The sequence below is a fragment of the Caballeronia arationis genome (genome assembly GCF_001544975.2).
Taxonomy (GTDB): Bacteria; Pseudomonadota; Gammaproteobacteria; order Burkholderiales; family Burkholderiaceae; genus Caballeronia; species Caballeronia arationis.
Window position 1 is genome coordinate 31,717 of sequence record NZ_FCOG02000056.1, and the last position, 10,261, is coordinate 41,977.

Here is a 10,261-nt window from a genome sequence, read left to right on the forward strand (position 1 = left end):
CTTCCACCGGACTTGAAGATACGATGAGCCAGAACCAGCAGCAACAGAAGAAAAAGCGGCAAATGCATTTGGGCGCGTTTTTGATGGAGACGGGACACCACATCGCCGCGTGGCGCCATCCCGATGCAGAAGCGGGCGGCGGACTCGACTTCCCGCATTACGCGAAGCTCGCGCAAATCGCGGAGCAGGCGAAGTTCGACGCCATCTTCTTCGCCGACAGCGTCAGTGTTCGCGATAGCCATCTCCCCTCACTCTCTCGCACCGCGCGTGCCGATCACTTCGAGCCGCTGACGCTGCTGTCGGCGCTTTCGGTCGTCACGCGCAACATCGGGCTGATCGCAACCGTCTCGACCACTTTCAACGAGCCGTACAATCTCGCGCGCAAGTTCGCGTCGCTCGATCATCTGAGCGGCGGCCGCTCGGGCTGGAACCTCGTGACGTCGAGCACGGAATCCGAAGCGCAGAACTTCAGCTTCGAACAGCATCCGGACCACGCCGTGCGCTATGAACGCGCGCGCGAGTTCTACGACGTGGTCGCGGGCCTGTGGGACAGCTGGGAAGACGATGCCTTCCTGCGCGACAAGCAGAGCGGCGTCTATTTCGATCCGGACAAGCTGCATGTGCTCGATCATCGCGGCAAGCATTTCAAGGTGCGCGGTCCGCTCAACGTCGCGCGCTCGCCGCAAGGCTGGCCGGTCGTCGTGCAGGCGGGCGCGTCGGAGGCCGGGAAGGAGCTCGCGGCGCAAACCGCCGAGGTCGTGTTCGTCGCGCACCAGACGCTCGACGAAGCGCAGGCGTTCTATCGCGATCTGAAAGGCAGGCTCGCGCGCTATGGAAGGCAGCCGGAGCATCTGAAGATCATGCCGGGCATCTTTCCGGTGATCGGCAGGACCGAGGCCGAGGCGCGCGCGAAGTTCGATGCGTTGCAGGACCTGATCCATCCGACAGTGGGCTTGTCGCTGCTGTCGAACATGTCGGGCGGCGTGGATCTCTCGCAGTATCCCGTCGACGGGCCGTTGCCCGACTTGCCGGAAACCAACGGCGGCAAGAGCCGGCAGCGGCTTCTCTTCGACCTCGCGCGGCGCGAGAACCTGACCATACGCGACTTGTATCTGCGCATTGCGGGGGCGCGCGGTCATCAGCAGGTGGTCGGCACGCCAGAGAGCATCGCCGACCAGTTGCAGCAGTGGTTCGAGGAAGAAGGGGCCGACGGCTTCAACATCATGTCGCCGTGGCTTCCCGGAGGACTGACCGAGTTCGCCAGTCTCGTCGTGCCGGAACTTCAGCGGCGCGGACTGTTCCGCACCGAATACGAAGGCTCCACGCTGCGCGAGAATCTCGGCCTGCCGCGACCCGTGAATCGTCACGCTGTCGCGAGTCAGGCGCGCGCGGTCGCCGGGCGCTGAAGCCTCATGCCGATCGAGCGGGCGCGCGGTCCCGCTCACCGACCGCCGACCGGCCCATCGCTTTCAGGCGCTCGTCGAGCCGACCGCGCGTGATCGCCGCGATCTGCGCCAACGCTTCATCCATCTCCTGCTGCGTGCCGCGCCCGATGCGCCGCTCAAGCGCCGCGAAGATCCCTTCGCGCGTGTAGTGCCGCACGCAGATGATGAACGGGAAGCCATGCCGCGCGAGATAGGCCGTGTTCAAGCGGTCGAGCGCGGCTTCCTGCTGGGCCGTCATTGCGTCCAGTCCGGCGCTCTTTTGCTCCGCATCCGAATCTGCTGTCATCGTGCCCGCGCGGATGTTGGAGCCGGAAAGCAGCGGGTGCAGGTTCAGGAAATCGCACTGTCCCTTTGCATCGAGACCGCGAATCACATCCATCATCGCGTCATGCAAGGCGAGCGCCGACGCAAACGGACGCTGTTCCCACGCGCCGCGGGCCGCTTGCGGAAAGTGCTCGAACACGCTTTCGAACGTGCCGAGAAACGTTGCATGGTCGAGCGCATTGACCGGCGCAAGATCGATCGACTGTGACATGGAGTGCTCCCCGTAAGGCCTGCCGCATCGGGCAAGGCATGGATGACGATTACGGGCCGAGTATAGGAAGCACGTGCGGCGGAGGCGAGGACCCCGATCTTATAAGCCGCATAGCAGAACCCGATACCGCCATCCGCCGAGGGCTATTTCCCTTTCATGTCGCGCAGGTCGCGCAACTCCTGCGCCGCCGCCGTCAGCATGCCGCGCAGCCAGACGTGCGAGGCCGAGCGGTGGCGCGACGGATGCCACAACTGGTAGAAGCGCATGAACGGGAAGTCGATGGGCGGATCGAGCACCGCCACCGGCAGATATCGCGCGTGGTAGTTGGCAAAGTGGCGGCCGGTCGTGAGGATCAGGTCCGTACCCGGGATCAGGCTCGGCGCGAGGTTGAAGTACGGGCAGCTCACGCGGTTGTCGCGATGCACGCGCATGGTGCTGAGCCCGGTATCCACGACGCCGCGCTGGTCCCGCGAATAGGGCGTCGGCACGATGTGCGACGCGCTCAGATAGGCTTCCGCGGTGAGCTTGCCCGGCTGCGCGTGAACGCTGTCCTCCGCCACGACGCAGACCACGTCGTCCTCCAGCAGCACCGACAGATGCAAATGCTCCGGCGGGTTTGGCCAGTTGCCGATGACAATATCGGGCGACCCTTCCGACAGCGCCTGTTCGTAGTTGAAGCTTGCGGACAGCGGCACGGCGACCAGCCGAGCGCGCGGCGCCGCGCGGCGGAACTCGCGCACCACATGAGCGAAGAACGGCGGCGCCAGATAGTCGGGCATTCCCACCGTGAAGGTCTGCTCGGTGTTGGCGGGATCGAAACGGTCGTCCGAGACCAGCAGGTTGTCCAGCGCACCGAGCGCGGCCTGTGCGCTCTGCGCCAGTTGCAGCGCGCGCTCGGTCGGCACCATCACGTTCTTTTCGCGGGTGAGCAGCGGGTCGTTGAAGATGTCTCGCAGACGCTTGAGCGCGCTGCTGATGGCCGGCTGCGACTGGTTCATGCGAATCGCCGTGCGCGACACGCTGCGCTCGGCGATCAGCGTGCACAGCACGCGCAAGAGGTAGGTATCGAATGGATCGTCGGCGCGATTCATGGTGGGTCCCCGGTACGTATGGAGCGCCAGCGTAGCCGGCGCCGCCTGCCAATTTTGACGTTGTAACGTGTTGGAGACAGCAGGGCAACGGGTCGAATCCGGACCGGGCTTGCGGATTTCTGCACGGCGACGGTGCAGCCACGACCTGAACGGATCGCCCAAGGGTAATCCATAAGTCGGAAAACGCGCTCGACGCATGTCCGCAAAGCCACACGGCACAAGGCTTTGCAACCCATATGCAGGTTGCTATCGGCCCTATTCAACCCCCCACCGTTCCCAATTGTTTTTGCATTTCTATACTTGCCTCCAATCGAACGCACGGCCGCCGCCGCACTCTTCCCGGCGCCCCGGCCAGGCGCCGTCAACCGACCGTAGAGGACACACCATGTCGATCATCAAACAGGCCATGCCGGCGTTCGCCGACGTGGCGAACGGCGGGCAAGCCAGCGCAGAGGCAAGCGCCTATCGCAAGGTCTCCTGGCGCCTGCTGCCGTTCCTTGGCGTGCTGTGGGTACTGGCCTGGCTGGACCGCGTGAACATCGGCTTCGCCAAGCTGCAAATGCTGGACTCGCTGCACTTCTCCGAGGCGGTCTACGGCCTCGGCGCCGGCATCTTCTTTCTCGGCTACTTCTTCTTCGAAGTGCCGTCGAACATGCTGCTGCAGAAGATCGGCGCCAAGAAGACCATCATGCGCATCACCATCTGCTGGGGCGTGATCTGCATGCTGCAGACCACCGTCTCCACGCCGACGCAGTTCTACCTCCTGCGCTTCCTGCTCGGCGCCTTCGAGGCGGGTTTCTACCCCGGCGTGATCCTCTACCTCACCTACTGGTATCCGACGCAGCGGCGCGCCAAGGCCTTCGGCACCTTCATGTCGGCATCAGCGATCGCCGGCGTGCTCGGCGGGCCGCTCGCGGGCTGGATCATGACCTCCATGGGCGGCTTTCACGGCATGCACGGCTGGCAGTGGCTGTTCATCCTGGAAGGCATTCCGTCCGTGCTGGCCGGCATCTTCGCGTGGTTCTACATGACCGACAAGCCGGAGCAGGCCCGCTGGCTCACCGCCGATGAAAAGCGCGTGGTGCTCGACGCCCTGCAACGCGACAACGCCGCGATGGGCGAGCGCGGTCACGACTGGCGCTCGCTTCTCACCAGCCGCAAGGTATGGCTCCTGATCGCCATTTTCTTCTGCCTGCTGTGCGCCAATTCCACGCTGACCTTCTGGATCCCGACCATCATCAAGGACGTGGGCTTCACCACGCCGATGTCCGTAGGCTGGATCGCGGCGGTCGCCTATCTCTGCGGCGCCATCGGCATGATCGTCAACGGCGCGCGCTCAGACCGCCGCAACGAAGTCCGCTGGCACTTCAGCGGGCCGGCGATCGCAGGCGGCATATCGATGGCCGCGCTGGCTGTGGTGATGGGCGTGCAGGGGCTGCCGTCCGTCGTTTCGCTCGTCGCGATGACCGTGGCGCTGGTGGGCACGATGAGCGCCATCCCCGTGTTCTGGCAGTTGCCGAACCGCTACCTGGCCGGCAGTGCCGCCGCGGTGGGCGTGGCCCTGATCAATTCCGTCTCCAACCTCGCAGGCTTCGGCGCGCCGTACGTGATGGGGCTGATCAAGAACACCACCGGCAAGGTCACGACCGGCCTGTACCTGGTGGCGATCATCGAGGTGCTGGCCGCCGTGCTGGTGCTCGCCGGCATCCGCAAGCTCGGCAATAAGCAGGAGGCCTGACATGAGCGACAACCAGACTCTCCCCGTTTTCGACGCCCGCCGTCGCCGCTTTGCGCTGCAATCCGTGGCGCTGGGAGGCAGCGTCCTGCTCGCCGGTACTGCGCGGGCGGCCGGAACGGAAGCCGCACCCGCCCCGAACCAGACTTCGGGCCCGGTGCAGCAGGACGGCCTCGACCCGCGCCTGACCATGCACGCGCTCGATACCTGGCACGGCACCCCCGCAGCCGGCATGCGTGTGGACATGTTCCGTATCGAAGATGGGCAGGCGAAGCACATGCAGACCGTGAAGCTGGCCGCGAGCGGCCGCAGCGAGCCGCCGCTCCTGATCGGCGACGCCTACCGTGCCGGCACCTATGAACTGCTGCTGCACGTCGACGAATACTTCGCCGCACGCAAGGCCGAACTGCCCCAGCCGTTGTTCCTGTCGAAGATTCCGCTGCGCTTTCGCGTAACCGACGTCACCCAGCGCATCCACCTGCCCGTGTTGTTCGGGCCCTGGAGTTATAACTACTACCGCGGTAGCTGAAAACAGGAGACACACGATGGCCGCAGGCATCACCACCCATGTGCTCGACGTATCGCTCGGCAAGCCCGCTGCCGGCATGCAGATCGAACTGTTCGACATGAGCACCCAGCCCCCGACGCTCATCACGCGCACCCGGGCCAATCGCGACGGACGTACCGACACCCCCATCCTGCCCGCCGCGCAGGCTCGCGCAGGCGACTTTGAACTGCGGTTCTGGGTGGCGGACTACTTTCGCACGCCGGACGTTTTCGCCGATGTCGTACCGGTCCGCTTCACGGTCGCGGATGCGGCACAGCACTACCACGTGCCGCTGTTGTGCTCGCCCTGGAGCTTCGGGACCTATCGGGGAAGCTGAACCTTCGACCGGGCGTCATTCCCGGACGCACACAGCTGACGCCCTTCTCTTACCGCGCGCTGACGTCACGGGCCCAATCGGGCCCGTTTCATTTTATTCCTCAGCTTGACTTCCTCGCCCTTCCCTGACGCACATGCGGGTCATCCCGTATTGCGTGGCTCGAAGTGCACGTTTATCTTTCTACATCATACGTATGACCTAGAGAGAAAAACCGTGGCCACATTGCATCGACAGGTTCTCAACCAGATGGGCGAGCAGATTTGCTCGGGAAAATTCGCGCCGGGCGACATTCTTCCGGCCGAGCCTGTGCTCGCCGAGCAAATGCAGGTCAGCCGCATCACGATCCGCGAGACGATGAAATCGCTGTCGGCGAAGGGCATGCTCGAAGTCCGGCGCCGCTACGGCACGGTCGTGCTGCCGCGCTCGCAGTGGCAACTCTTCGATCCGGACGTGATCACCTGGCGGGCGCGGGCCGGCACGCTGGACCCGGGCCTCATCGAAGACCTGATGGAGCTGCGCCTGATCATCGAGCCGAGCGCGGCGCGGCTCGCGGCGAAGCGCGCGACCGACGAAGACCGCATCGCCGTGCGGCGCGCGTTCAAGGCGATGGAGCGCGCCGTCGCGGGCCACGGCGAATACGTTCCCGCCGACCTCGCCTTCCATGGCGCGATCCTCACCGCGTGTCACAACCAGTTCGTGCAGCAGATGCAGAACGCGCTCTCCGCGATCCTGCGCACGAGTTTCGAACTCAGCTCCGAGATCGAAGGCGGTCCGGCGCGCTCGCTGCCGATGCACGAGGCGCTGTGCGTCGCGATCGAGCAAGGCGATCCGGTCGCGGCCGAGGAAGCGGTCCTCACGCTGATCCGGCGCGCCGAGAAGGACTTCGAGGACCGCGCCGCGGTCGATCGAACCGTCAACGAAAAGCCAGTCTGAGCGCATAGCGCGTAACCCGCATCACGACATCGCGACCGCTCCCGCGGCCGCGAGGGGCGCATTCGCGCCCGGATTCAGAAGAACACGGCAAAGGAACGACACATGACACAGTTATTCGATCTGAGCGGCCGTACGGCACTCGTCACCGGTTCGGCAAGAGGCATCGGTTTCGCACTGGCCGAAGGTCTCGCCACCGCAGGCGCGAGCGTGATCCTGAACGGCACGCGCGCCGACACCGTCGCCGAAGCGGCCGGCCGTCTGGAGAGTCGCGGCCTGAAGTCGCAAGGCCGCGCGTTCGACGTCACCGACGAACACGCCGTCGCCGACGCGTTCGCGCAATGGGACAAGGACGGCGTGCAGGTCGACATCGTCGTCAACAACGCGGGCATCCAGTTCCGCAAGCCGCTTATCGAACTCGAACTCGCTGACTGGCAGCGCGTGATCGACACCAACCTGACGAGCGCGTTCATCGTCGCGAAAGAGGCCGCACGGCGCATGATCGCGCGCGGCACGGGCGGCAAGATCGTCAACATCGGTTCGCTCACGAGCGAGTCCGCCCGCGCCACCGTTGGCGCATATACGGCGGCCAAGGGCGGCATCAAGATGCTCACCCGCGCGATGAGCGCCGAATGGGCGTCGTCGAACATTCAGGCGAACGCGATCGGCCCGGGCTACATCCTCACCGACATGAACCAGGCGCTCGTCGACAACGCCGCCTTCGATGCGTGGGTCAAGAGCAGCAATCCCTCGCAACGCTGGGGCAAGCCGGAAGAACTCGTAGGCACGGCGGTGTACCTGTCGTCGCAGGCATCGAGCTATGTGAACGGCCAGATCATCTACGTGGACGGCGGCTGGCTCGCCGTGCTCTGAACTCAAGACTTCGCGGGCACAAGAACAACACCCCGCGCCCAACCCTTTGTGCGCAGCAACCGCAGCAACGATCCGGAGACATCATGGAAAGCGTCAAACCCGTAGCACCCCAGAGATGGTGGTATCTGATGCCGATCATCTTCATCACCTACAGCCTCGCCTATCTCGATCGCGCGAACTATGGCTTCGCCGCTGCCGCCGGCATCGACAAGGATCTCGGCATCACGCACGGCATGTCGTCGCTGATCGGCTCGCTGTTCTTTCTCGGCTACTGCCTCTTTCAGGTGCCCGGCGCGATCTACGCTCAGCGCAACAGCGTGAAGAAGCTGATTTTCTTCAGCCTGATCCTTTGGGGACTGTGCGCGGCTGCAACCGGCATGGTCAGCAACATTCCGATGCTGATGGTGCTGCGCTTCGTGCTCGGCGTGGTGGAAGCAGCCGTGATGCCGTCGATGCTGATGTACATCAGCCGCTGGTTCACACGCAGCGAACGCTCGCGTGCCAACACGTTCCTGATTCTCGGCAATCCGGTGACGGTGCTGTGGATGTCGGTCGTGTCGGGCTATCTGGTGCACAGCTTCGGCTGGCGCGAGATGTTCGTGATCGAAGGTCTGCCGGCGATCGCATGGGCGATCGTGTGGTGGTTCACGGTGAAGGATCGCCCCGCCGACGCACCCTGGATGAGCGAAGCCGAAAAAGTCGAACTCGACGCGCGCCTGAAGGCCGAGCAAGCGCACATCGCGCCTGTGCGCGACTACAAGTCGGCGTTCCGCTCGTCGATCGTGATCAAGTGCTGCGCGATCCATGCGCTCTGGAGCATCGGCGTGTACGGCTTCATCATGTGGTTGCCGTCGATCCTCAAGCAGGCGTCCACGATCGACATCGTTTCGATCGGCTGGCTCGCGGCCGTCCCCTACCTTGGCGCGATCATCCTGATGCTGCTCGCCTCGTGGCTCTCCGACAAGACACGCAACCGCAAGCTCTTCGTGTGGCCGCTGCTGCTCGTCGGCACCATCGCGTTCGTCGGCTCGTACCTGGTCGGCGGATCGCACTTCTGGATCTCGTTCGCGCTGCTGGTCATCGCCGGTGCTTCGATGTATGCGCCTTACGGACCGTTCTTCGCGCTCGTGCCCGAACTGATCCCGAGCAACGTGCTCGGCGGCGCGATCGGCCTCATCAATGCGTGCGGTGCGCTGGGTGCATTCTGCGGCTCATGGGTCGTCGGCTATCTGAACGGCGCGACGGGCAGCCCGGCCGCTTCGTACATGTTCATGGCGGGCGCCCTCCTGCTGTCGGTCATCCTGATGATCACCGTGCCCGAGCGTTCGGACGAACGCTCCAAGGACGATGCACGGCTCGCCGTGGGCCGCACGTAAGCGTCGCCAGTTGCGGGATCTACTCATCTATTTTGCAGGCATCACATGGCAACCCTCATTACCGATGTAAAGGTCATCCTGACCGCGCCGGAAGGCATCAATCTGATCGTCGTGAAAGTGGAGACGAATCAGCCCGGCCTCTACGGACTCGGCTGCGCGACATTCGCGTACCGACACGTCGCGGTGAAGTGCCTGATCGAGGAATATCTGCGGCCATTGCTGATCGGGCGCGACGCCGACGCGATCGAGGAGCTCTGGCAGTTGATGCATCAGAACGCGTACTGGCGCAACGGCCCGATAGAAAACAACGCTATATCCGGCATCGACATGGCGCTATGGGATATCAAGGGCAAGCTGGCGAACATGCCGCTCTATCAGTTATTCGGCGGCAAGTGCCGCGATGGCGTGCCGATCTACCGGCACGCGGATGGACGCGACCTGAGCGAATTGTGCGAGAACATCCAGAAATATCGCGAGCAAGGCATCACGCATATCCGCTGCCAGAGCGGCGGTTATGGCGGCGGCGGCTTCGGCCGCGCGCCTGCGAGCGCGCCGCAAGGCGCGTCGGACGGCGTCTATCTGGACAGCCGCAGGTACATGCGCGACACGCTCAAGCTCTTCGACGGCCTGCGCAGCAAGCTCGACTTCGATGTCGCGCTGTGTCACGACGTGCATGAGCGTTTGAAGCCCGTCGAGGCGATCCGGTTCGCGTGCGAACTCGAACCCTACGACCTCTTCTTTCTCGAAGACGCGATCGCGCTCGAAGAAGGCGAATGGATGCGCCAGTTGCGCGCGAAGACGACCACGCCGCTTGCGCAGGGCGAGCTTTTCAACAATCCATCCGAGTGGCGCTTTCTGATCACCGAGCGACTGATCGATTTCATTCGCGTGCATCTGAGCCAGATCGGAGGCATCACGGCCGGGCGCAAGCTGCAGATCTTCGCCGAGCAGTTCGGCGTGAGAACCGCGTGGCACGGACCCGGCGACATGTCGCCGCTCGCGCATGCCGCGAACATCCACATCGATCTCGCGTCGCGCAATTTCGGCGTGCAGGAATGGTCGGGGACCGAGCCGCCGAACTTCGTGATCCAGGAACTCAAGGGGCCGCGAGCGGCGTTGCTCGATGTGTTCCCCGGCCTGCCCGAGTTCCGGAACGGCTACGTCTATGCGAACGACAAACCCGGACTTGGCGTGGATATCGACGAAGCCGAAGCGGCAAAATATCCGTGCGAGAACACGGTCACGACCTGGACGCAGACCAGGCTGAAAGACGGTACGTTGCAGACTCCGTGAGCGCGCCGAGAGGAGGCGCGGCTCACATGTTCGGATAGTTCGGCCCGCCGCCGCCTTCGGGCGTGACCCAGACGATGTTCTGCGTCGGGTCCTTGATAT

The 10,261-nt window shown here is 64.2% G+C and carries 11 protein-coding genes; 8 read left to right on the plus strand and 3 right to left on the minus strand.

All coding sequences use genetic code 11. From position 1 onward, the window contains the following. Positions 1 to 23: 23 nt before the first annotated feature. Positions 24 to 1,406 carry an LLM class flavin-dependent oxidoreductase gene (locus tag AWB81_RS26305; protein ID WP_062639467.1) on the plus strand — a complete coding sequence of 461 codons (1,383 nt, stop codon included), beginning with the start codon at positions 24 to 26 and terminating at the stop codon, positions 1,404 to 1,406. Between the two features lie 4 nt (positions 1,407 to 1,410). Here AWB81_RS26305 and uraD read toward each other — a convergent pair whose 3' ends face one another. Together uraD and AWB81_RS26315 are read right to left on the minus strand one after the other, a co-directional pair. Further along, a complete protein-coding gene (uraD, locus tag AWB81_RS26310) occupies positions 1,411 to 1,980 on the minus strand; it encodes a 2-oxo-4-hydroxy-4-carboxy-5-ureidoimidazoline decarboxylase (RefSeq protein WP_062639468.1) in 570 nt (189 codons plus the stop codon). A gap of 143 nt (positions 1,981 to 2,123) precedes the next feature. Further along, positions 2,124 to 3,071 carry a LysR family transcriptional regulator gene (locus tag AWB81_RS26315; RefSeq protein ID WP_062639469.1) on the minus strand — a complete coding sequence of 316 codons (948 nt, stop codon included), beginning with the start codon at positions 3,069 to 3,071 and terminating at the stop codon, positions 2,124 to 2,126. 385 nt (positions 3,072 to 3,456) lie between these two features. Between AWB81_RS26315 and AWB81_RS26320 the strand changes: the two genes are divergently transcribed. The 7 genes from AWB81_RS26320 to AWB81_RS26350 all read left to right on the plus strand — a co-directional run bounded on the left by AWB81_RS26320 (position 3,457) and on the right by AWB81_RS26350 (position 10,162). Beyond that, positions 3,457 to 4,809 carry an MFS transporter gene (locus tag AWB81_RS26320; RefSeq protein WP_062639470.1) on the plus strand — a complete coding sequence of 451 codons (1,353 nt, stop codon included), beginning with the start codon at positions 3,457 to 3,459 and terminating at the stop codon, positions 4,807 to 4,809. Between the two features lies 1 nt (position 4,810). Continuing rightward, complete coding sequence (locus AWB81_RS26325) at positions 4,811 to 5,335, plus strand: hydroxyisourate hydrolase (RefSeq protein ID WP_062639471.1); 525 nt, start codon at positions 4,811 to 4,813, stop codon at positions 5,333 to 5,335. 16 nt (positions 5,336 to 5,351) lie between these two features. Further along, positions 5,352 to 5,690, plus strand: coding sequence for a hydroxyisourate hydrolase (gene uraH / locus AWB81_RS26330; protein WP_062639472.1), 339 nt, complete (start codon positions 5,352 to 5,354; stop codon positions 5,688 to 5,690). Between the two features lie 213 nt (positions 5,691 to 5,903). Then, complete coding sequence (locus AWB81_RS26335) at positions 5,904 to 6,623, plus strand: FadR/GntR family transcriptional regulator (RefSeq protein ID WP_062639473.1); 720 nt, start codon at positions 5,904 to 5,906, stop codon at positions 6,621 to 6,623. 102 nt (positions 6,624 to 6,725) lie between these two features. Further along, on the plus strand, positions 6,726 to 7,493 hold the full coding sequence (locus tag AWB81_RS26340; RefSeq protein WP_062639474.1) for an SDR family oxidoreductase: 768 nt from the start codon (positions 6,726 to 6,728) through the stop codon (positions 7,491 to 7,493). Positions 7,494 to 7,576: 83 nt separating this feature from the next. After that, positions 7,577 to 8,869 (plus strand): MFS transporter, encoded by a 1,293-nt coding sequence (locus tag AWB81_RS26345; RefSeq protein WP_062639475.1) that lies wholly within the window; start codon positions 7,577 to 7,579, stop codon positions 8,867 to 8,869. 45 nt (positions 8,870 to 8,914) lie between these two features. Then, on the plus strand, positions 8,915 to 10,162 hold the full coding sequence (locus AWB81_RS26350) for an enolase C-terminal domain-like protein (protein ID WP_062639476.1): 1,248 nt from the start codon (positions 8,915 to 8,917) through the stop codon (positions 10,160 to 10,162). 22 nt (positions 10,163 to 10,184) lie between these two features. Here AWB81_RS26350 and AWB81_RS48835 read toward each other — a convergent pair. Further along, positions 10,185 to 10,261 (minus strand): 4Fe-4S dicluster domain-containing protein (locus AWB81_RS48835; RefSeq protein WP_133168007.1); only part of this gene is annotated, 77 nt, incomplete at its 5' end.

What these genes read in the sequence shown, in the direction of transcription:
- AWB81_RS26305 (WP_062639467.1), top strand. Translation starts at nt 24, where the DNA reads ATGAGCCAGAACCAGCAGCAACAGAAGAAAAAGCGGCAAATGCATTTG.
- uraD (WP_062639468.1), bottom strand. Translation starts at nt 1,980, where the DNA reads ATGTCACAGTCGATCGATCTTGCGCCGGTCAATGCGCTCGACCATGCA.
- AWB81_RS26315 (WP_062639469.1), bottom strand. Translation starts at nt 3,071, where the DNA reads ATGAATCGCGCCGACGATCCATTCGATACCTACCTCTTGCGCGTGCTG.
- AWB81_RS26320 (WP_062639470.1), top strand. Translation starts at nt 3,457, where the DNA reads ATGTCGATCATCAAACAGGCCATGCCGGCGTTCGCCGACGTGGCGAAC.
- AWB81_RS26325 (WP_062639471.1), top strand. Translation starts at nt 4,811, where the DNA reads ATGAGCGACAACCAGACTCTCCCCGTTTTCGACGCCCGCCGTCGCCGC.
- uraH (WP_062639472.1), top strand. Translation starts at nt 5,352, where the DNA reads ATGGCCGCAGGCATCACCACCCATGTGCTCGACGTATCGCTCGGCAAG.
- AWB81_RS26340 (WP_062639474.1), top strand. Translation starts at nt 6,726, where the DNA reads ATGACACAGTTATTCGATCTGAGCGGCCGTACGGCACTCGTCACCGGT.
- AWB81_RS26345 (WP_062639475.1), top strand. Translation starts at nt 7,577, where the DNA reads ATGGAAAGCGTCAAACCCGTAGCACCCCAGAGATGGTGGTATCTGATG.
- AWB81_RS26350 (WP_062639476.1), top strand. Translation starts at nt 8,915, where the DNA reads ATGGCAACCCTCATTACCGATGTAAAGGTCATCCTGACCGCGCCGGAA.